Origin of the sequence: Brevibacillus antibioticus (genome assembly GCF_005217615.1) — a bacterium.
Classification (GTDB): Bacteria; Bacillota; Bacilli; order Brevibacillales; family Brevibacillaceae; genus Brevibacillus; species Brevibacillus antibioticus.
Map to the genome: position 1 here is coordinate 1,350,522 of NZ_SZNK01000001.1, position 22,115 is coordinate 1,372,636.

At 42.3% G+C, this 22,115-nt stretch carries 21 protein-coding genes and 2 pseudogenes; 17 read left to right on the forward strand and 6 right to left on the reverse strand.

Features of this window, described 5'->3' with window-relative positions; genetic code table 11:
- Positions 1–383: 383 nt before the first annotated feature.
- The 4 genes from E8L90_RS06440 to hfq all read left to right on the forward strand — a co-directional run bounded on the left by E8L90_RS06440 (position 384) and on the right by hfq (position 3,858).
- Positions 384–1,586 carry a hypothetical protein gene (locus E8L90_RS06440; protein WP_137028496.1) on the forward strand — a complete coding sequence of 401 codons (1,203 nt, stop codon included), beginning with the start codon at positions 384–386 and terminating at the stop codon, positions 1,584–1,586.
- Positions 1,587–1,847: 261 nt separating this feature from the next.
- Positions 1,848–2,633, forward strand: coding sequence for a class I SAM-dependent methyltransferase (locus E8L90_RS06445; protein WP_137028497.1), 786 nt, complete (start codon positions 1,848–1,850; stop codon positions 2,631–2,633).
- Entirely contained in the window at positions 2,630–3,589 is a 960-nt protein-coding gene (miaA, locus tag E8L90_RS06450) for a tRNA (adenosine(37)-N6)-dimethylallyltransferase MiaA (protein WP_137028498.1), read from the forward strand. The genes E8L90_RS06445 and miaA overlap by 4 nt, the downstream gene beginning before the upstream one ends.
- Before the next feature lie 29 nt (positions 3,590–3,618).
- Entirely contained in the window at positions 3,619–3,858 is a 240-nt protein-coding gene (gene hfq, locus E8L90_RS06455; protein WP_007719110.1) for an RNA chaperone Hfq, read from the forward strand.
- A 137-nt stretch (positions 3,859–3,995) separates the two neighbouring features.
- Here the strand turns inward: hfq and E8L90_RS06460 are convergent, their stop codons facing one another.
- From E8L90_RS06460 to E8L90_RS06470, 3 genes are all read right to left on the reverse strand, one after another.
- Positions 3,996–4,427: a VOC family protein gene (locus E8L90_RS06460; protein WP_137028499.1), complete on the reverse strand. Its 432-nt coding sequence runs from the start codon at positions 4,425–4,427 to the stop codon at positions 3,996–3,998.
- 112 nt (positions 4,428–4,539) lie between these two features.
- On the reverse strand, positions 4,540–5,772 hold the full coding sequence (locus E8L90_RS06465; RefSeq protein WP_137028500.1) for a multidrug effflux MFS transporter: 1,233 nt from the start codon (positions 5,770–5,772) through the stop codon (positions 4,540–4,542).
- A gap of 23 nt (positions 5,773–5,795) precedes the next feature.
- Positions 5,796–6,287 (reverse strand): MarR family winged helix-turn-helix transcriptional regulator, encoded by a 492-nt coding sequence (locus E8L90_RS06470; RefSeq protein WP_208759416.1) that lies wholly within the window; start codon positions 6,285–6,287, stop codon positions 5,796–5,798.
- 200 nt (positions 6,288–6,487) lie between these two features.
- On the opposite strand from E8L90_RS06470, the gene infC reads away from it, so the two are divergent.
- Positions 6,488–6,973 carry a translation initiation factor IF-3 gene (infC, locus tag E8L90_RS06475; protein WP_137028502.1) on the forward strand — a complete coding sequence of 162 codons (486 nt, stop codon included), beginning with the start codon at positions 6,488–6,490 and terminating at the stop codon, positions 6,971–6,973.
- Between the two features lie 21 nt (positions 6,974–6,994).
- Complete coding sequence (locus E8L90_RS06480) at positions 6,995–7,744, forward strand: DUF4184 family protein (protein ID WP_137028503.1); 750 nt, start codon at positions 6,995–6,997, stop codon at positions 7,742–7,744.
- A gap of 32 nt (positions 7,745–7,776) precedes the next feature.
- On the opposite strand, the gene E8L90_RS06485 is transcribed toward E8L90_RS06480, so the two are convergent.
- The gene (locus tag E8L90_RS06485; protein WP_137028504.1) at positions 7,777–8,727 is read right to left on the reverse strand and encodes an AAA family ATPase; all 951 of its coding nucleotides are present in this window, start codon (positions 8,725–8,727) and stop codon (positions 7,777–7,779) included.
- Positions 8,728–8,882: 155 nt separating this feature from the next.
- Between E8L90_RS06485 and E8L90_RS06490 the strand changes: the two genes are divergently transcribed.
- From E8L90_RS06490 to E8L90_RS06515, 5 genes are all read left to right on the forward strand, one after another.
- The gene (locus E8L90_RS06490; protein WP_137028505.1) at positions 8,883–9,191 is read left to right on the forward strand and encodes a hypothetical protein; all 309 of its coding nucleotides are present in this window, start codon (positions 8,883–8,885) and stop codon (positions 9,189–9,191) included.
- A 686-nt stretch (positions 9,192–9,877) separates the two neighbouring features.
- Complete coding sequence (locus E8L90_RS30640; RefSeq protein WP_244297165.1) at positions 9,878–10,108, forward strand: aspartyl-phosphate phosphatase Spo0E family protein; 231 nt, start codon at positions 9,878–9,880, stop codon at positions 10,106–10,108.
- 157 nt (positions 10,109–10,265) lie between these two features.
- Entirely contained in the window at positions 10,266–12,449 is a 2,184-nt protein-coding gene (katG, locus tag E8L90_RS06505) for a catalase/peroxidase HPI (protein WP_137028506.1), read from the forward strand.
- A 199-nt stretch (positions 12,450–12,648) separates the two neighbouring features.
- Positions 12,649–14,463: a PucR family transcriptional regulator gene (locus tag E8L90_RS06510; protein ID WP_137033293.1), complete on the forward strand. Its 1,815-nt coding sequence runs from the start codon at positions 12,649–12,651 to the stop codon at positions 14,461–14,463.
- A 132-nt stretch (positions 14,464–14,595) separates the two neighbouring features.
- Positions 14,596–14,835 (forward strand): amidohydrolase family protein, encoded by a 240-nt coding sequence (locus tag E8L90_RS06515; RefSeq protein WP_244297166.1) that lies wholly within the window; start codon positions 14,596–14,598, stop codon positions 14,833–14,835.
- Positions 14,836–15,027: 192 nt separating this feature from the next.
- On the opposite strand, the pseudogene E8L90_RS31320 reads toward E8L90_RS06515, so the two are convergent.
- Positions 15,028–15,151 (reverse strand): annotated as a pseudogene (locus E8L90_RS31320) (IS256 family transposase); the annotation flags it as partial.
- A gap of 15 nt (positions 15,152–15,166) precedes the next feature.
- Positions 15,167–15,379, reverse strand: a pseudogene (locus tag E8L90_RS06520) (MFS transporter); the annotation flags it as partial.
- A 369-nt stretch (positions 15,380–15,748) separates the two neighbouring features.
- Here E8L90_RS06520 and E8L90_RS06530 point away from each other — a divergent pair.
- The 6 genes from E8L90_RS06530 to E8L90_RS06555 all read left to right on the forward strand — a co-directional run bounded on the left by E8L90_RS06530 (position 15,749) and on the right by E8L90_RS06555 (position 22,093).
- Positions 15,749–17,461 (forward strand): methyl-accepting chemotaxis protein, encoded by a 1,713-nt coding sequence (locus E8L90_RS06530; protein WP_137028507.1) that lies wholly within the window; start codon positions 15,749–15,751, stop codon positions 17,459–17,461.
- A gap of 113 nt (positions 17,462–17,574) precedes the next feature.
- Positions 17,575–18,270: an IS3 family transposase gene (locus E8L90_RS06535; RefSeq protein WP_244297167.1), complete on the forward strand. Its 696-nt coding sequence runs from the start codon at positions 17,575–17,577 to the stop codon at positions 18,268–18,270.
- Positions 18,271–18,698: 428 nt separating this feature from the next.
- Entirely contained in the window at positions 18,699–19,712 is a 1,014-nt protein-coding gene (locus E8L90_RS06540) for an NHL repeat-containing protein (RefSeq protein ID WP_137028508.1), read from the forward strand.
- Positions 19,713–19,809: 97 nt separating this feature from the next.
- Positions 19,810–20,319: a hypothetical protein gene (locus E8L90_RS06545; protein ID WP_137028509.1), complete on the forward strand. Its 510-nt coding sequence runs from the start codon at positions 19,810–19,812 to the stop codon at positions 20,317–20,319.
- A gap of 83 nt (positions 20,320–20,402) precedes the next feature.
- Positions 20,403–20,864, forward strand: coding sequence for a hypothetical protein (locus tag E8L90_RS06550; RefSeq protein WP_137028510.1), 462 nt, complete (start codon positions 20,403–20,405; stop codon positions 20,862–20,864).
- 311 nt (positions 20,865–21,175) lie between these two features.
- The gene (locus E8L90_RS06555) at positions 21,176–22,093 is read left to right on the forward strand and encodes an RNA ligase family protein (RefSeq protein WP_137028511.1); all 918 of its coding nucleotides are present in this window, start codon (positions 21,176–21,178) and stop codon (positions 22,091–22,093) included.
- Positions 22,094–22,115: the final 22 nt, after the last annotated feature.

Genomic DNA, 22,115 nt, shown 5'->3' on the forward strand with positions numbered 1-22,115 from the left:
TTAACTTGACTATGATTGGATAGCTGTTGGACCTAATGGCGAGTATATTATGTCTGGTACTGCTGGTGATTTAGGGCCTGGTGAAATTGACGCTGCATCGGCAGGTGGCGAAAGATTTGATAAGGGGGCGACAGTTTACTATAAAGTTCATGCACATGCCTCTAAAGATTTTGATTCGCTACATATGTATGCGGTTTACTTATCGACTTGATAAAATATATGGGCTCCATGAAAAGCACCCAAGTGGTGCTTTATCTTTTTTAATAAAAAACGGACTAGGCGATTATTCTGCCTCCTTTAGTTCATTCGGAAAATTCGAAAATCAGGATTGATTTTAGGCAAACACTGACTTATGATTACTTGCAAAAACGAGGTGAAACGAAATGAGTTCGTCACGCCAAACCGGGATGTTTATCTATCCATGGGATATAGCCGAGAGTGGTATTGAAGCTGTACTGAAAACTTTGCAAGATGCCAAATGCAATACAGCGGTGGTCAATAGTAGCTATCATCAGGGGAGATTTTTTCACCCGCGAAGCAAAACGTTTCGCAGGCTACCATTCTCAGGAATATCTTTTACACCTGAATGGTCGAAATACAACCGTTTGCGCCCGACTGTACATGAGCAAATCGCACAAGCAGGCATTCTTGCCCAAATGAAAGAGGCTTGTGAGCAGGCAGGGATGGGGTTTCATACATGGTGGGTTGGCCTCCACAATTCTACGCTTGGTTTTGCTCATCCAGATCTTTGTGTGCAAAACATTTGGGGGGATACATACACATACGCTTTATGTCCATCGCAGCTTGAGGTTCAGCACTACGCCAAGGCGCTGTTTACCGATACACTGGAGCAGGTCAAGCCAGAGCGGATCTTGATGGAAGCGACTGCCTTTTTGCCGATGAAGCATGGCGAGCATCATGAAGTATGCCTCTTGCCGTTAGGAGAATCGCTGCAATGGTTACTCTCGCTCTGTTTTTGCGGGGCATGTACGGAGCGTGCCGAATCGAAGCGAATCGATGTCGGAGCAGTCCGACAGCTTGTATCGAGGCTAGTCAGTCAGATGGTGGATGCCGATTCTCTCTCGCTAGTATCCGCTGAAGCGAGAGAAGTTGCCTTTTTACTTCTAGAATACCCAGAATTGTATCACTATCAGCAATCTCGTCTGGAAGTGGTAGAAGGGCTATGGAGGGGCTTGAAGGAAATCGCGCTAAGTATGGGGACTGCGTTGGATGGCTTTCCGTCCTCGACCCCTTTTTTTGTGAATCAGTCCTATTGGGAAGGGGTTTCGTTGCGAAAAGCAGCGGCTACTCTCGATCGTGTCGTTCCGCTCGCCTATGGAGACAGTATCGATGATGTGGCATATACGTTTCATGCGATCAAGCTTGTAGCGCCAGAAGCTGCGTTGGGAGCGGCTTTTTCCCTGCATCATAGTCAAATCCAGTCAGCAGTCGAGTTGGCAGCCAGGGTGAAAACAGCAGTGGACGCAGGCGCTCAATCGATTGTTTATTACAATCTCGGTCTGGTAAATAACCGCAGGCTGGACTGGATCAAACAGGCGAACCTTGCAGTTGAGGAGTGGAGATAGCTTTTTCATTCGTGGGTCTTTTTACATGGGTGAAACTGATGGATTAGAAAATCATACTCCAGTCCGACGCGCTTTCATAAAAAATGGTAAGATTGTCATAGTGAAGAGGAAAAAAGTTTGGTTCAGATTCTATTTGACCGGCAAATTAATCCTGCTTACAATAATATGATCGTTACCGTTTATGTAAAAACCGTCGAGTCGTTTTTCTAGAACAGCAGTTCTTGTCAAAAAGGGCGAAGACGTAAGGAAGGGAACAAAGGCGTGATTGTTACGACAGGACTTGAGCCTGGTGAAGAAACCTTGCGTCACGCAGCTGAATTGGCTAGTACTTTGGGGCTACAGGTTGTGAATCGACGCGATTTTTCATTGGGTCAAATGCGCAAGCGATATGGGGTAGAAGAAGTATTGGTGGTTTCCGCTCTCGGAGCACGTCTGGAAGTGCCGGGGAAAAAACCATTCTTTTTTCATCCGAATACATCTGCTTTTCGTATAAAGCGGCTCATGCGCGGCGATACTGATACTATGCTTGTTGCTTGCCAAATTCATCCAGGGGATGAAGTGCTGGACGCAACCTTGGGTTTGGGTGCTGATGCTATTGTATTTTCCCACGCGACTGGCGTAAATGGGAAAGTCGTTGGCATTGAATCTGAGCGATTGTTAGCCATCTTGGTAGAAGATGGACTGCGGCACTGGTCATCCGATGCGGAAGAATTGGAGCAAGCCATGCGTCGTATTGAGGTGCGATGTGGTAACCATCTAGAAGTATTGAGAGGACTGCCTGCACGTTCCTTCGACGTCGTTTATTTCGATCCCATGTTCGAGATAACTGTACAAAGCTCGTCGGGGATCGCTGGAGTCCGGGAGCTCGCCAATCCAGATGCTCTATCCGAGGAGGCTGTTTTGGAAGCGCAGCGAGTTGCGAGAAAACGTGTGGTAATGAAAGAAGGAAAAGAAGGTAGGATGTACGAGCGCTTTGGTTTTACACCGTTTCGCTCCCGCGGCCAGCAGGTCGTGTACAGCTACAAAGAGATAGGTGGAGGGGAGTGACCTTGCAACAAAGGGAAAGGTTAGTCGTGATTATTGGCCCAACATCGGTCGGAAAGACTCAGCTTAGTTTGGAGCTGGCCGAACAGTTCGACGGTGAGATCATTTCTGGAGATTCCATGCAAGTATACCGTGGAATGGATATTGGCACCGCAAAAGCAGAACCGGAGGAGCTTGCGCGCATACCGCATCACCTCATTGATATTAAAAATCCAGACGAAGAATACTCTGTCGCGATGTTTCAGGATAGTGCCGCAGCGTTGATTACAGACATCAATCAGCGCGGCAAACTTCCGTTTATCGTCGGCGGGACAGGTCTGTACATAGAATCGGTTACCCATCGATTTCAGTTTTCCACCACTTCTCAAGACCCCGAGCTCCGTGATCGTCTGCAAAGATTGGCTGACAGCGAGGGTGTGGAAGCACTGCACGCCAGACTAGCCGATGTCGATCCGATTACAGCCGAACGCTTGCATCCCAATGATGTAAAGCGGGTGATTCGTGCATTGGAGATTTATGAAAGCAGCGGGTACAAGATGTCCGACTTTCAGCTCCGGGCGAAGCATTCACCCTATGATTTAGTGATGATTGGTCTCACGATGGACCGCGCAAAGCTGTATGAACGAATCAACCATCGGGTTGAACTCATGATCGAAGCGGGACTGGTTGAGGAAGTGAGGGGGCTCTTGGATGCTGGCTACGACGCGTCACTGGTCTCTATGCAAGGCTTGGGGTACAAGGAGCTCATTCCTTATCTGTATGGAGAAATCACGCTAGAAAAAGCAGTGAACGACATACAGCAGCGAACGCGACATTTTGCCAAACGCCAGCTTTCCTGGTTCCGTCGAATGGAAGAAATTCAATGGTTTGACATGACCGATTCGGCCGAACAGAGGAATAACGTGGAAACTATCAAACGAATATTGGCAGGAAAGTTTCAACAATTGCCGAATATATAACATACAAGTCCTTTTAGGGGGTAGTGTACATGAAACAGACGATCAACATTCAAGATACGTTCTTGAATCATTTGCGGAAAGAAAACATCGCGGTTACCATTTACCTTGTGAACGGATTTCAATTGCGCGGGTATATTAAAGCATTCGATAATTTCACGATTGTGATTGATAGCGAAGGCAAGCAACAATTAGTATACAAGCATGCGATCTCCACTTTCACTCCGCAACGCCCTGTATCACTCATGTCTCAGGAGAACAACCAACAGTAAGCAAAGTAACACCAACAGCCAGGATGCATGCGATCCTGGTTCTTTTTTATGATCTGGCGCGATTAATGAAAATACCGTAAGCGCAAAGTGTATCAATAAAAAGCCCTGTCGCCGTAGAAGCGAACAGGGCTTTCACATTACTCCATGCAATGATTATTCGTGTAAATTTGGAACGTGATGCCGAACTTGTCCTTCACATTACCGTATGCTGGGCTGAAGAACGTTTCTTGCAGAGGCATAAGCACTTGGCCGCCTTCTTGTAGGGCATTAAAAATCTTATGAGATTGTTCTTTGTCATCGGTCGAGATGCAAATGGTCACTTGATCACCAGGCTGATGCGGTTGTCCTGGGAAGGTATCGGAAAACATCAGTTCCGTTTCACCGACGCGAATAGTAGCATGTCCGATGCGATTCTTGGCTTCTGGAGGCAATGGGAACTCGGGATTTTCCGGCATTTCACCGAAGGTTTGCTTGAACAGCACTTCCGCACCTAGCGCACCCTCGTAAAAGCTGATCGCTTCACTTGCCGTACCATTCAAAACGATGTAAGGAATCAAACGCAATGCCATCAGTCAACATCTCCCTTGGTTTTCATATGACCAACTGGTAGAACCCACTTACTATTCTTGCCTATAATGTGATTGTAATGCACGGAACGTATGTTTGCAAGTGAGGAATTGATCAGGACGCTGAAGAACTCCGCCGAACCATGACTACGTAGCAGACAATGGCACCGATTGTAGAAAGCGCAATGATGATCCCCATTGGTACTGCGGTATGTTCGCCGCTGATTCCCACAAGTGGAGCGACAATACCGCCGCTAATGAAGGAAAGTAGCCCCTGGAGAGCAGATGCGCTTCCGGCCGCCTTGCTTTGATTTTGCATGGCGAGGGAAAAGCCTGTTGCGCCGACAATCCCTACACTGGATACGACAAAGAAAAGGGGAACGAGAACAGCAATAAGACCAGCTTGTAGGAGAATCATTGCCAGAAGGAGGATTCCTCCGACTCCCGCAATGGTAATCCCAGCAATAAACAAGGAAGTTTCTTTCACTTTACCTGCAAGCTTCCCCGTGATTTGACTCGCAATAATAATGCCTACACCATTCAACGCGAAAATCAGACTAAACGTTTGTGGAGACACTTCAAATATTTTTTGAAAGACAAAGGGCGATCCGGCGATGTAGGCAAACATAGCAGCAGTCACCAGTCCCTGCGCCATGGCGTAACCCATGAAAACGCGATCCTTCAGCAAGGTACCAAAGGTCGCTAGTGTATTGCCGATTCCCGCCTTGGAGCGGCGCTCTTGTGGCAATGTTTCTGGAAGAGCAAGCACCACGACGAGGAACATGATAGCCCCAATCAGACCCAGTACGACAAACACGCCGTGCCAGGTAGTAAACTCCATGATTTGTCCCCCGACGATAGGTGCCGCAATCGGAGCGATCCCGTTAATGAGCATCAAGAGAGCGAAAAACTTCGTCAATTCTGTCCCCGCATACAAATCGCGAACCGTAGCGCGAGCGATCACAATCCCAGCAGAACCAGCAAGGCCTTGTACGAAGCGAAGCAAGACGAACGTATAAATAGAGGGAGCTACGGCACACAAAAAGGAAGAGACTGCATACAAAATGAGACCAATAATCAAAGGGATTCTTCGACCGCGTACGTCGCTGATCGGCCCCGCGAACAATTGACCGATGGACAGGCCGAGCATGCATGCTGTCAAACTAAGTTGGGTCATGGAGGTGCTCGTTTGCAAATCATCAGCAAGCATAGGAAGGGCAGGTAAATACATATCTAAGGACAGCGGACCAAAGGCAGATAACGATCCGAGAATCGCAGCCATCCACAGCCGTCGTGATTTGGTGCCAGTTAGGGATGAGGGATCAAGTTCTTTTGCTTCATCATTCACGGTAAGTTGTCAAACCTTTCTCATTATTTTTCCAGAAAAGAAGCTTTATGCAACTCTGAAGTGGGTTGCGTATTTTGCAAGTAAAAAGCTTGGAGGTTGCTGTGCATACGATCGAGTAAGCCCCGCAAAACATCTTTTTCTTCCTCTGAGAATCCGATGAAGCAGTGTTCCTCAATGACGCGCAATACTTCTTTGACATGCTTGGTAGCCATCCGACCTTTGTCGGTAAGATAAACGCGGGAGATTCGCTGGTCCCGTTCATCTGCTTTGCGCTCGACAAGTCCCGATTTGGCCATCCGATTAATCATGACCGTAAGCGTAGCGGGCTGTACCCCGATTTTTCGGGCCAATTCTCTTTGAATCATTCCATCTTTATCAAACAACCGCATCAAGAGAATGGGCTGACCGGGATAGACGTCGTATTTTTGAATCAGAAATTCTACATTTTGCCGATGCATTTTCATTACATGCGACGCAGAATGGGTTAATGCGGTTGCATAACTAAACTCCACCAAAGTACCCCCAATTAATTAGTTTGCGAATGAATATTTTGTTTCGTACGTTCGTAAGTCTATGCCTTGTCCTATTATACAAAAACGATTGGTCCCCGTCATGAAAATGATTTGCATTTGCGTGCTTCGGAAGGAAACACTGTATTCTTTGGAGAAGTAATAAAGTCCCTGAAAATCGAAAGAACAGGTTAGGTGAGAGTAAGATGATCCTGAATGAAAAAATAAAAGCGGCAGTCGTGCAATTAACAGGAGTAAACGGAGAAGATCTTGGAATCATCTCCACAAAAGAAGCGCTTCAAATGGCAAAAGAACAGGGAGTGGATTTAGTCTGTCTGTCTTTGGCTTCGAGTCCGCCGCCTTGTCAGTTAGTAAATCAAACGAATTATAAGGAACAGGTCATCAAGGATAACGCCAAAAACCGAAAAGCAGAAAAAGGCGTAAAAGTAAAAGAAATTCGTCTAAGTGCCTACATCGAAGACCATGATTACGATACGAAAAAAAGACAGGCAGAACGAATTCTTTCATCCGGGGATGCCGTGCAGTTGACTGTAAAATTGGAGAAAAAGGAAAGTCAGGAGGCCAAGCGATTAATTGAGCAGCTCATCAAAGATCTGACACATTGTGGAAAACAGGATAAAGGGATTCAAGTAAGCGGCAAGCAAGTAGTTGCCAATCTATTGCCACTCTAATGAGGAAAAGGGAGTAAGTGCATGCCTTTTACTTTTGCACATCCGGCTATTGTTTTACCGTTACGCAAATGCAAGTGGTTTTCGTTCTCTGCTCTCGTTTTTGGCAGTATGGCACCCGATTTTGAGTATTTCTTCCGGATGCAACCATTCAGCGTGTACAGTCACACCATGCTCGGATTGTGGCTGGTTGATTTGCCCATCGCGATCCTATTAGCGTTTTTGTACCAGTACGTGGTCAAAAAGCCGATGCTTGCACGTTTGCCAGAGTGGATTGGACGAGGGCTGGATTACACAAACAATGGAAGCAGAATGCCAGCGTGGCGAACGGCAATTGTTTTTCTATATTCCGCGATAATCGGTAGTTTGAGTCATATTGCATGGGACGCCTTCACTCATGACGGTGGTCGTATGGTTGACCACTTCTTGTTCTTGCAACAATCCATCTCGATCGCTCATTATCAAGTGCCCGTTTACAAGCTGTTGCAGCACGGTAGTACTCTTTTCGGCGGCTTGGCCATTTTGTATGTGATTGGGCGAAGAGCGCGGAAAAACAGACAGATCATCATGAGACAAGTACCTGTCTTGGAAAAATGGTTGTTCTGGTTTGGAGTGGGGTTGTTTGGTATCGTGATGGTCTTTTTACACGCATTCGTGGTAAAAGGACTTTCACCCTTCACCCATCCTTTGCAGCAAGTCGTTCCGTTTCTCTCAGGATCATTGCTTGGAATCGTGCTGCTCTGCTTCGCTGTGGACAGGCTCGGAATGAAATAGTAAAATCCCTCGTATGAGGGATTTTATTGTTTTTAAATGGAAAAATCCTCAGACTTCAAATTCATTAAATCATCACGGGTTGGGTCAGGAATTTTGAGCAATCTAACGGCTTGCACACGTATTGCCTTTTCAATATTGTTTCGTACATATCGTGCATTGCTGAAATTTACATGAAACGGATCGCTCGTTACTGTTAGCAGTCTTCTCCTCAGTTTTTCACTTGCTTCAGCAGAGATTCTATACTCCTTGTGCTTTGCCATTACATTTGCGATATCCATCAACTCATCCACCTCATAATCAGCAAAGTTGATGTGCACGGGAAAACGTGAAGGCAGTCCCGGATTTAACTCAAGGAATGTATCGATTTCATCATTGTACCCTGCAATGATACAGACGAAATCATTGCCAAAGTCCTCAAGGCATTTTGTAAGGCAATCTACAGCCTCTTTTCCAAAGTCTTTTTCACCGCCACGAGCTAAAGAGTAGGCTTCATCGATAAACAGTATTCCTCCCATGGCTTTCTTAACAAGATCACGGGTCTTTTGTGCCGTATGCCCAATAAATTCTCCAACGAGATCGGCACGTTCGACTTCAGTTAGATGACCCTTCGTTAAAACACCCATTTCCTTAAAGATCTTTCCGAAAAGGCGTGCGATTGTTGTTTTCCCAGTACCGGGATTTCCTTTAAAAACCATATGGAAAACTTGCTTCTCAACTTTAAGCCCGTGTCGTTCCCTTGCTTTATTCATTTTGATGAGCGCATAAATTTCATAAATCGTTTTCTTGGCTTCATGTAAACCAATCAGGCTTTCTAATTCTTCAAAAACAGTTGTTAAATTTGAACTCGACGTGGTACGAACTATTTCAGGTAAAGTATTTAGCTGCTTAACACTTACTGGACGGTTGAATACAACTTGAATTCGGTTATTGCTACTTGAAGATTCGAGCACCTCAGTTTGGGGAATGGCACCTGCTTGCTTCACATGTTTCACCTGCCTTGACCATCATACAGAAAGTATACTCAGGAACATCGGAAAACCTGCCAATTTTTGAGGAGTTTATGCCCAAAAGAGGAATGGAAAAAGTATGCCCAGTTAGGATTCGTTTGTCGGTGTGCATTAGCAAGGAGGTAAATCCTATGAAGAAAATAATAGAATACTTGATGATATACTTGTTCTCTGGGGCTTTCTTGTTTTTCGGAAAAGTAATTGTTTATATGCTAGGTGATGAACATGCATTTGGAGATTCCGCGCCTTTTTATTTTAGCTATTTTATATACTACATTGTGGCGCTCTATATCATTTATCTTGGTGTCAAAAGGTTGGGGTTAAATAATCGAAGGAAGACAAATAAAGCACTGGATATTTCCATATTTATTATCTATGTTACTCTAGTATATTTGATTGCAGATGCGTTTATCTCAAAATACGTTGTCTACTTTGTGTAGACAATGAAGATAGTAAGGTGTCCACAGTGCTTAAATGAATTCTGCCAGTATCCGTTTAACGACGGTTCGCATACTTGCCCGAATGGCAAAAACACCTTTAAAACAAAGACTAAATGAAAAGTTGATTTTAGAAGAAGCACTCATGATCGAGTGTTAACAACACAAAAATCGATACGCTCTGAAATTGATAGAAGTATAAAAGAGAACGGATATACGCTTAGTAAACTCGGTGAATTGAGTGGTGTTAATCCTGGACATTTGGGTAAGTTCCTAAATAGCAATCCACCACGTGCTATTACAATTGGATTTGAAAACATCCGTCCTTCAAATAACAAAAAACGGTAACTCGGCAGAACTCACGTTACGAATCTTAATTTCGGACAATTTGAGAGAAAAAATGATGCATACGGAAAAGCCCATTTACTTTTCGTTTGCAGATATGCCGGGTAACGAGACAATTGAAAATTTGCTTGCTGAGACTCCTTCACTCGTTAATACAAAAAGCACCGTACAGATGTACACACATGGAGTAGGAGGTTAAATAGAGTAGACAAAGGTCAGTACCTTCAAGAGGTACTGGCTTTTTTATGTTTTCTTATTTTTGCAATACCAAGTTTTTTGGAGGGTCTAGTATAGCAAAAAATGTCCTCGTCGTACAAATAAAGGAAGAATGAAAATCTGTAGCTGTGAAAAAATTGGATTCTTTGGAACGTGCCGTCTTCTCTACTATGGATCAATTAAATAGAAAACCTCTTTCCCCTATAACCAGATGTATGACCTTGCTGGATAAGAGTCAGGAGGATTTAGAGAAAGAAATGGAAGATTTACGGGGACAGCTTATAGAACTTGCGTATGTAAAAGGTTTTTCCAATATAGAAGTTGTGGAGTTGAGCCAGCTCCTAGACGAATTATTGTAATACAATGAAAACCACTCTGGTCCATAAAACTTTAAGAAAGTTGCATATAGATGCAAGGAAAGAAGAAAAAAATGTTGATTTCTCTTGTAAATTACAATATAACTTAATTAGAAGCATTATCATGTAATACTTAATTTAAATGATGGGAGAGGTACAAATGGACTCTATGGCAACCGCTAACACTGGAAAGTGCCCGTTTTCCCACGGTAGCACTACGAATCACAACCCTAGTGCTACGTCGAATAAACACTGGTGGCCCAACCAGTTGAACTTGAACATCCTGCATCAGCATGACAGAAAATCGAACCCGATGGGCGAAGCTTTCGATTATGCAGAAGAGTTCAAAAAGTTGGACTACCAGGCTCTAAAACAGGATCTTTATGATCTTATGACAAACAGCCAAGATTGGTGGCCTGCCGACTACGGACATTACGGGCCATTATTTATCCGTATGACTTGGCACTCCGCTGGTACATATCGTACAGGAGACGGCCGTGGTGGTGCTGGAACCGGCACACAGCGTTTTGCGCCACTTAACAGCTGGCCAGACAATGCCAACCTTGATAAAGCTCGTCGACTGCTATGGCCGATCAAGCAAAAATATGGAAACAAGATCTCTTGGGCCGATTTGCTTATTTTAGCAGGTAATGCTGCTATTGAATCCATGGGCGGGAAGACAATCGGTTTTGGAGGCGGACGCGCGGACGTTTGGCATCCAGAAGAAGATATTTACTGGGGTGCTGAAAAGGATTGGCTAGGCGATAAGCGTTACACCGGAGATCGTGAGCTCGAGAATCCGCTTGCTGCTGTTCAAATGGGTCTGATTTATGTGAACCCAGAAGGTCCGAACGGGAATCCAGATCCGCTTGCAAGTGCTCGTGACATCCGCGAAACCTTCAAACGCATGGGAATGAACGATGAAGAAACCGTTGCACTCGTGGCAGGTGGCCATACATTTGGGAAGGCTCACGGTGCTGGAGATGCAGCTCTTGTTGGCCCAGAGCCGGAAGCTGCTCCTGTGGAAGCAATGGGCTTAGGATGGCAGAGCACACACGGTTCCGGTATAGGTCGAGACGCCATCTCCAGCGGTATTGAAGGTGCCTGGACTGCGAATCCGACACAATGGGATAATGGTTTCTTTGAACTATTGTTCGGCTATGAATGGGAGCTGACCAAGAGCCCTGCAGGTGCATACCAATGGGCTGCTGTAAATCCTGCTAATGAGCATCTTGCACCAGATGCAGAAGATGCATCCGTTCGCGTTCCAACGATGATGACCACTGCGGATATGGCCTTGCGTATGGATCCAGCATACGAAAAGATTTCTCGTCGTTTCTATGAGAATCCAGAGGAGTTTGCAGATGCATTTGCAAGTGCATGGTTCAAACTCACACACCGTGACATGGGGCCTCGCTCAAGATATTTGGGCCCAGAAGTTCCAGCAGAAGATTTCATCTGGCAAGATCCTGTACCCGCTGCTGAATATGCATTAACAGATGCCGATGTAGCAGAACTAAAAACGCGGATCTTAGACTCGGGCCTTACCGTAAGCGAGCTGGTAACAACGGCTTGGGCTTCCGCATGTACCTTCCGTGGCTCTGACATGCGAGGAGGCGCAAATGGTGCTCGTATCTGTCTTGCTCCACAAAAGGAGTGGGAAGTGAATGAACCTAAAAAACTAGAAAAAGTGCTTACGATCCTGGGAGTCATTCAAGAGGACTTTGGTAAAAAAGTCAGCATGGCTGATTTGATTGTACTCGGCGGTAGTGCCGCAGTTGAAAAAGCTGCACAAGATGCTGGCTTTGATGTAACGGTTCCTTTTGCCCCAGGACGAGGCGATGCAACACAAGAGCAGACAGATGAAGAAAGCTTTGACGTACTCGAGCCAATCGCTGATGGTTTCCGGAACTATCTGAAGAAGCAATATCGTGTAAGTCCTGCAGAGCTCTTGATAGACAAGGCACAGCTATTAAACCTGACTGCTCCGGAAATGACTGCACTCGTTGGCGGTATGCGTGTTATCGGTACAAACCACGGTGGCACACAACACGGTGTTTTCACGGATCGCGTAGGTATACTCACGAACGACTTCTTTGTTAACGTGCTAGACATGGGCGTACAGTGGAAGCTTGTAGACGGAGGAGTATTTGAAGGCCGTGATCGTAAAACCGGTGAAGTCTTACGTACAGCGACTGCTGTTGACCTCGTGTTCGGTTCAAACTCTGTTCTGCGCGCTATTGCAGAAGTTTATGCGCAAGACGATAACAAAGAAAAGTTTGTGAGGGACTTCATAGCGGCATGGGTGAAGGTAATGAATGCAGATCGTTTCGACCTTAAGTAGCAGCTGCTTCGATTTAAGTCTCCAAACATGAAAAGTGTAATCTGAAAATGTTAAGCGAAAGCAAAGAACAGTATTATTGTAAAAAATGGCTCTTTGCTTTATTGCTAAAAATTCCGAAAAATTAACTCTTATAATGCAAGAAACCAGCTTCTGTGACAGGGAAGCTGGTTTTATCTTACTAAAAGAGAAGAGGGATATATTGGACAAATGGAAGTCGATTTGGGGGCAGAATAGCATTGACGATATTGATATACACTTGCGTAATACTGCGAGACACTTACACAAACTAGAAACCGTTGATGAAGCACTGAGGTTTCTATTAGAGTCATTTTGGGATGAGTTTGCCTGTGACTACGTTGCAATTATTGAAAAATCAGAGGATGTCTTGGGTATTCGAACAAGAAGAGGAGACTCACAGAGTTTTGAGAAGAAGTTTCCATTATCGTGTTCGTCTTGTTTGGAATGCTGTTTATCTAAACCCCATTGTTCTATGGATGATATCGAGGTATGGAAGAGTTGTGATTTGCTTAGAGAATTTGAGAATGAAGGTTTTGTTACTTGGTTTACCTTCCCAATTAAAGAAAGCGATTCTACCAGTTTTGATGTATGTCTTGTTGGGTATCGGGAGGAGGCTCCCTTGAATCTCCAAGCGGAAAAGTCATTTAGAGAATATGGCAAAGATTTTGCGATCGTAATGGAAATAGTAAGAAACAAAGAGAAAGAAAAGCAGAAATTGAGGGCAGAACTGGAAGACAAAAATCGCTTGGAAAAACGAATGATTCACTATAAAGAATTAGTGACACAGGCTCTGGTAGGTGATGGTTACTTTGAGATTACCAAAACGCTCTCGCATTTGATTGGAAAAACGGTTATTTTATTTGATCGCTTTCTGCATCCGTTATCCAGTTTTTTTATAGGAGAACGTAATGAGGAGCTTGAGCAAATAATAAGCCAGTTGCATGCAAATAGATGGAAAATAGAGCATATACCTGATCGAGAGCAGTGGCTCCAATATGGGGAAGACAATCAGCTCGGGATATGGAAGGTAGATTGTGGCAGTGAGCTATTTGGATATGTAGGAGTGAAAGCAAGTAAGCAGAAATTCGATCTGGAAAAACGAATGACACTGAATTACGCCTTGGATGTATATGCAATTCAGATCAAAAAGCAAAAACTTGTGGCAGATGCAAAAGAGCAGGTTAATGACGGTTTCATCCATCAACTTTTCCTGGAAAAGATTGAAGATAAAGTTAAAATGATCGAACATGCCAATCTGTTTAATCTCAATCTGTTTCAACCGAATAGAATTGGTGTATTTTCTATTGAATGTAATCAGAGCGATGAGGATTTACAATTAGTAAAGTTCAAAATGACTTGGATTTGGGAAAGAATTAGAACAACATTACAACTTTTTGATCGAAATATTATCACAACACAAAAAGAGGAACGTTATGTTTTGATTGTTCCAGATCAAAAAGAGAAAGACAGCAACCTCTATTGGGAACTGATTTATCAACAAATTAGGGATGTCGTTTCATCAATCATGCCAGGAATTGAAATTTTTTTAGGAATTAGTTCTTGTACGAAGACTATGGATGACTTCCATGTTTGTTATCGTCAGGCTATTCAAGCGCTGAAGATAGTGAAAAATTGCATTTCCAACAAAAGAATCCAAAACTTTGACGATCTTGGTTCTCTTTCTATTTTATTTGATTTTAAAGAGAGTTTTGCGGTAAAACTGTTCATCAAGAAATACCTGGATCCTTTATTAACCTACGGAAACGAAAAAGGAAAAGACCTGTTTGATACATTGCGAGTGTATTTAGCCATGAACGGAAGATTAAAAGAAACGGCTGAATATCTGTTTATCCATCGAAGTTCATTGAAATATAGATTGGAAAAAATAACAGATTTATTACAGCTCGATCTTGATGACCCTGAAGAACGATTTAATCTCATGTTAGCCTTTAAGCTGTACGATTTATTCGAATATAGAAACATCCACCATGAATGAAAAAGCTTTTTTTTTTCCTTCATGATAAACATATTTCTTTACCCATTTTTTATATACAATTTTTCCTGAAGTGAATGGTAAACACGCCAGGGTGTCATCAGAGAGGAGTTCGGAAATACCGATCCTAAGTTAGTGCTGGGATCTGAAGCAAGAGCATCGATTGCTGATTTGATTGCTAGTTTCACGACTAACGGTGCCTATGCCAGCTTTTCAGATAAAATCACTGGTTCCATTGAACAAGGGAAGGATGCAGACCTTGTAGTAATCGATAAGAATCTCTTTAAGATTCCTTCAACAGAAATTGGAAGTGCAAAAGTATTGTTGACGAAGGAAGCAGGAAAAGAAACTTTCTGGGATGAGACATTAGAATAAAGATCTGCCGGTTCAGTCAAAAGTTTTGTGTAAGCACCCTGTGAAGCCAGGTGACAGTATTCCTTTATTCCCCTACATGGAAAAATGCTATTTGAAAGCAATTTTGTCAAGGGTGAGCGTCAGCGAGGCGTAGCATTTCTTTGACAAGATAGCTGGAGAAAAGAACGCTTTCTATAGGGAATGAAGGATTTTTTAACTAATGTAATCTTTGATACGATCATGATAGTACACCGACAATTGCGCAAGTTTGTCCCCAAATTTGGACACGGTCTGTCCATTTTCTGAGAACATCTATCGTAGCCAAATAGAGCATTTTTTGTCATCGGATGGGAGAATCAGGTACTAGGATACCAATTGTTAATAGATAGCCAGTAGTAAGCCACTGTGCTGCCGCCGCTGAAACATTAAACTCAGACATTATGTTTGTAAGTGCCATATTTAATGCTGTCTCACTAAATAACCCTATAAAAGCCGCAAACATAAGTACAAAAGCCATACTTTTAGGATTTCGTACTTGAATTGATGTAGACATTGGTGAAGCCATAAAATACTCCCTTTCTTTGGCACCGAGTTTCCCAGTCTTATTGATAGGTCGTATAATTCAAGCATTTGGAAAAGGAATTATATTCCTGGAAATGATGAATGTACTTTTGCTAATTTCCCCAATTCATAAACGGGGAACTGTGATGGGGGTAAAGGGGCTTGTTGTACAACAGCTCCTGCGATTGGGCCTGCATTGGCTTGTTTAATTGTTGACTCATTGAGTTGGTCGTATATCTTCTGGGTTAGCTTACTATTTTATGTTGGGCTAGTTATAATTGGACTTAATCCAATCCAACGAATATGGACAAAGATGGAATGTTCTTCTTAAATATACAACTAGGAAATTAGTGCATAAAGGAGCTAAAATGGAATGCAGTGGATAAGGGATATAAAAGTAAGAAAAAAAATAATGCTGCTCATAATCATGGCAGTTGTATTTGTAACCATGGTAGGGTTCGTGGGAGTTACATACATCAAAAGTATGGCGGAAAATTCAACTGAAATGTATGAAAATCGGATGACTTCAGTAAGATGGCTTTCTGAAATCCAACTGAATAATCGTATCGTTGAGGTAAATACATTAGGCTTAATCCTAACGAAAGATCCGAAAGAGAATGAAGAAATGAAGAAAACTATGAGCGAGAAAAAGGAAGCTACCTCACAGTTAATAAAAAGCTATGAAAAAACGAAAAAGGATGAACAGGAGAACGAGATATTTGGTCAATATAAAGAGCTGCGCAGTACATACTGGGAAAATGTTGAGAAAGTAATTGATCTGGCGATGGCTAATAAAAATGATCAAGCTTATCAATATTATATACAAAATGTTAAAGAAATTCGTACCCAGTTGAATGATGCGCTGGACAAACTGGCGGATTACAATCAGGAAAGAGCGGAAGAACTCAATATGACAAATACCGCTTATGCAAAGACCGCGATTACTTGGTCGATTGTTCTTACAGTGGTTGCGATTGTATTATGTGCGATTTTTGCTTTAGTCATTGGCCGCACCATTACACGTCCGCTTCACATGATGAAAGAATTGATGGAAAAAGCGGAGCAGGGCGATTTAACAGTACATGTAGAGTATCAAGCGAAAGATGAAATAGGGATGTTAACCCAATTATTTAACAATATGATGAGAAGTGTACGTAGTGTCGTCCAACAGGTAAACACAAATGCAATGGAATTATCCGCAAGCGCTGAGGAGCTATTGGCAACGGGTGAACAGGTGAAACACGCGGCAAGTCAGATCTCAATATCCATTCAAGAAGTGGCAGGAAGTGCAGAGTATCAGTTGTCTGGCGCAGATCAAGTAAATCAAGCTGTTGCAGAAATTTCCAAAGGAATGGAGCAAGTCGCATCTTCTATGCAGGATGTAGCCGATCTGACAGTAACCACAAATTATAAGGCGACGACTGGGAACAGGGTTGTTACAGAAACAGTAGCTCAGATTGAGCTTGTCCAGCAAAAAGTGAATACGACAGCGTCAGTTGTCGATACGCTTGGTGAGAAGTCGAAGGAAATTGGGCGGATTGTTACGCTGATTTCCGAAATCTCCAATCAAACGAACTTGCTTGCCTTAAATGCAGCGATCGAAGCAGCAAGAGCAGGCGAGCATGGAAAAGGGTTTGCGGTTGTAGCAGATGAAGTGCGAAAGCTGGCCGAGCAGTCAGGACAGGCATCTGAAGAAATCGGACAGTTGATTTCTGAAATTCAGGCAGAAGCAGGGCATGCAGTGCGTTCGATGGGAGAAGGAACGTCTGCTGTTCATAAAGGGATTGAGATGGTTCAGCACGCAGGTGAAGCGTTTCATGATATTACCAAGATGGTGGAACATGTATCGGTACAATCACAGGAAGTGTCTTCGATTGTAGAAGAAGTAACGGCGAGTTCGCAGCATGTGGTGAAAATGATAAGAGGGCTTGCAGATACTTCACAGCAATCTATGACCCATACGCAAAATGTGTCTGCCGCAGCGCAAGAACAGTATGCATCGATGGAAGAAATCGCTTCTGCTATTGAAGTCGTAAGCAGAATGGCGGAAGAATTGCAGCAATCTATAACTAAGTTCAAAGCATAAAAGTACAGGAAACAGTTAAAAACCTCTTAGGTAATGTAGTGCACCCCTTAAAGTAGACATTGGAAAAACACCCTGGTGTTAAAACCGATGAATATTTTAGGGGGTGCTTTTTCGTGGCTAAAAAGTGGCAAAAATTCCAGTCATTTAGTTATGCGTTGAAGAAGAAAGCTATTGAGATGAGGCTACAGGGAATGACGAAACAGCAAGTGGCTGATGAAATGGGGATTCGTTCTCGGACACGTCGGAAGAGAAGGCATATGGTTGGATCGACGGTCAGCAGCCGTGTTGCTGAGAATCTTTTACAACGTGATTTCCATGCAGAACAACCCAATCAGAAATGGGTAACAGATGTGACGCAGTATCGTGTATGTGACAAATGGTTGTACCTTTCAGCTATAAAAGACCTGTTTAATAATGAAATTGTGGCATATCACATGAGTCTTCGAAATGATAATGACCTTGTTTTACAAACCTTTCTCAAAGCATTTGAAAAACATAAGGACGTGACTGGATTGATCGTTCACAGCGACCAAGGATTCCAATACACGTCCTACACTTATCACGACATGCTGCCAAAGGTTGGCGCCCAAATCAGCATGTCTCGTCGAGGCAATTGTTACGACAATGCCTCTAGGGAAAGCTTCTTTTCTCATCTCAAGACAGAAGCCCTCTATCCTTATGATATACGAACTATGGATGAGGTACAAAGACGAATCGAGGAATTCATCCATTTTTACAATAACAATCGACCACAAAAAAAATTAAACAAACTGACGCCGGTTCAGTACCGACGCCAGTTTGCAGCCTAGGTATTTTTTTCATTGTCTACTAAATAGGGTCTTGACCAAAATACGTTGTCTACTTGTGTAGACAGAAACGTCTTGATTGATTCATTTAAATTTGATCTAACATCGATTATCTAATTTGACCCAACATAAATGGGTCTCTTTTTATAGTGTTTATTTGTAATATAATTAATTTCTAATGTATTTGTGACAAATTTGCAAATATAATACAAATTTTAAAGAGAAAATTTGGAAATGATTTGAACAGGTAATTTTGAATGTGATAAATTCTTGTAAGAAAAACATGTTACCAAATATTGGTTGTATACATTATTTTCTGATGAGCATCTTTTACACGTTTTTCAATTCTTTAAGTGAAAGAAGCCAGAAGGAACGAGATTAAACGGATGTAAGAGTAAGAAAATTCAATATTTATATCGGGAGTGAAGAAAATGTTTAGTAACAAACATATCAAAGGCATTATAGCTAGTGTCTTAGGTGTATCATTGACAAGCAGTGGCACCTCCGCTCCTGTTGGAAACAAAGTTAATAACCATGCAGAAATAGTTCTAAAAGTTGATGTAGGGCAGGGGAGTGGAGAAATTACTTATTCCTCAGAAGAGGAATTAGAGGATATAGAACTAAGAGGCCCAAAAAGTTTTGCAGTTTCGGGTAGCGGTGAATTTTTCATCTTAGATACGATTGGGTATCAGATTGAAGTATATGATAAAAATGGAAAAAGCAAACAAACTATTGACTTACCAGAAGATAAAGAGTTTTTTGATATTGAAATTAATGAAGATGGCAATATCTTCGTTCTGAGTGACTTGGGGCATGTTCTTCAATTCAAAAACGGCGAGCTGGAGAATGAATATCAAGTACCTGTAAATCAGAAAAGATTTGAAATCAGTGGTTTGTTTTTCAATAAGAACAACGAGATTGTTGTTCGCTTGCATGATGATACAGAGCTAAGTCTTAATAAGGGAAAGAGTCTTCTTAAAGAAGAGCCTACTTTTGAAGTGAAAAGTATCGATGATAACACAGTTGAATTAATTACCGCAGACCAGAAAATTGAAGTTTCATATGACTATGTTCCTGTTGAAACAGCACTGCTAAAAAGCACAGAAGAAGGGGAGCAGCTTATTGTTGAAAAGGAAGCACTAATTGGAGAAGGTCTGTATGTTGAAACAAGGGTTGGACGCTATCAAGATGGTGAGCAAATTGGAACTGCTCTCGCAATTCCTACAAAAGATACTTACTATACTTCGATTCCGTTTAAATACTTATACGTAACTAAAGATGGAAAAGCATATCAAATGATCACAAAGAAAAATTCTGTAGAGATTTATGAGCTTCCCTTTACTGAAGAAAAAAAGACGAATATTGACAAGCAACTTCTTAAAAAAATCCAACCTGAAGATAAACGAAATGTAGCATTCTTTGACGAAGAAAAGCTTGGAGATTAGAAGTTTTAAAGCAAAAGCTCAAGCAAATGATTGGTATACTGCGTTACAACGAGCAGAAAAAATGACATATATCTCATAGGATTACAATCCTAAGAAAATGAAAACTTCTTCAACTAAAAACACTGCACCGCCTGATCATTTGGCAAAAGTTAAAGAGACTGTCGAAGAACAGGGGATTCCTTATAACTGGGGAGGATATGACGGAGTAGATACCTCAAACTCTTCAGGAAAAAATTTTAAGGATAGCATATCAAAAGGGGATACGGCAGGCAACGTAAATACGAACCTAGACTACCGTTCGTCTGGTACAGCAGGAATTGATTGCAGTGGTTTTATATCATCTGCATATGAATTAGGCGACAAATTTGGAACCTCTAATTTGACAAAGAAATTTAAAAAGACTAGCTGGTATGACTTTCAAGCAGGTGACATCTGGCTTAGAAAAGGACATGTTTGGATGTTGGAATCAGTCAAAAAAGGATCAGACAATCCTAAAGGATTTTATACCTATGAAGCAACAACTGACGGGACAGGAGACAAAGCAAAGTCGTACTATAGAAGTTGGAATGATGCTCAAAGTTACACACCGTATACGATAAAAGAATAAAGGGAATTTACATTTCTGCTAAGATATTCATATTATTGGGTATCTTAGCTTTTATTCTAACGACAGTAGGGGGATGTGATATTTTGCATAGAAATATAACGAAGGGTATGTGGATTTTGCTTTGTTGTATTCTGACTACTCTATTAGCAGGATGTCTTCCAGCAGATGAAAAGGCGACAGAAAACCATCAAGATCCGGATCTAGTATTGAATCAATATTTTGATGCTTTGAGTAAACAAGACTATGACACAATGGTAAAATTGTACGGTGGTGATTATGAATCCTTGATTGGAAACAATCCGTCAGTTGCCAAAGATGATTATAAAAAGCTGTTTGAGAATTACTGTACAATCAATGGAGGAAACATAGTAAAAATCGATACGATAATTGAAAAAACCAAGATCAGTGATGAAGAGTATATTTACAAACTTTCTTTTAAATATTTGGACGATACATCATTTGAGAACAGAAAGCAAATTGAATACACTGTGAAAAAAATAGACGACTCTTTTAAAGTAATGGAGTTGCCACCATATATCCCATAGGAATGACTTTATCTTTGAATAATAATTCTAAAGTTGAATGAGGGAACACTGATCGGGGTTAAAGTGCTAATACAGGAGTTTAAAACTCATATCAGAAAATAGTAATTTAGCTCTACCATGATGAATTTCTATTGGAAATGAAATGGAAATCTAAGTTCCCCTGAGAACATTCCTTTCATCGGAGCACGACCATTACTCCGTGATGAAGAGTGATGGTCGTTCTGTTTTCTTCAAGGAATCCCATTCAAAATTCCATAATATGATATAATCTTCCAAAATAAAGGGCTTTACCAAACAGGCGGAGGATTAAGATGGAACAAAAGAAATATACGGACGTCATACGTCTCGGCCATCAAACGACAGAAGGTGTATTCAACGAAGGGAATTTCATTATCATTCAAGAAAAGCTTGACGGAGCAAATGCTAGCTTTCGATATGATGAAGAAACGAACAACATCCGGGCATTCTCTCGGAATATGGAATTGCATGAGGAAGAGAATCTGCACGGTTTTTTTCAATGGACACAACAGCTCCCAAAAGAGGAAATCCTGGCGGGCTTGGTTTATTTCGGAGAGTGGTTGAATCCGCACAAAATTAAATATCCTCAGTATGAAAAGCAGTTCTTTTTATTTGATATGTACGATACTGTAGCCTGCGAATATGTGGATTTCGGTATCGTGGAGAGGGAAGCGCAGCGACTTGGCTTGCATCTCGTACCAGTCTTTTATCAGGGGGAATACCAAGGGGAAGAGCATCTCAAATCGTTTGTGGGCAAAACAGCGTTAGCTGGCAAGCTCCGGGATGAAGAAATCGGTGAGGGCATCGTCGTGAAAAATGCCGATTACCGGGATCGCTTTGGGCGACAGTTATTTGTCAAAATCGTCACAGATGTATTTAGTGAAGTCAAACGGCTAAAGCCACCGAAAGACCCGAATCAACCGAAGTCGGGAGAAGTGTTATTCGTAGAGCAGTATGTAACACTCGCGCGTGTAGAGAAGTTTCTTTACAAATTGATAGACGAAGGTGTACTGGAGGAGAACTTTGGCGTAAAAGACATGGGGATTATCCTGAAAAATCTAAATCTCCGCATTCAAGAAGATCTCCTCAAGGAAGAGGTGGATGCCCTACCTGATGGATACGATGAGAAGGAGCTCCGCAAAGCGATTAGTAAAGTGATTCCGCTTTTCGTCAAGGAGATTTTCGCAGAGAAAGCGTCAGGTACCCCATGATACAGGTTGATTTCAGTTGACG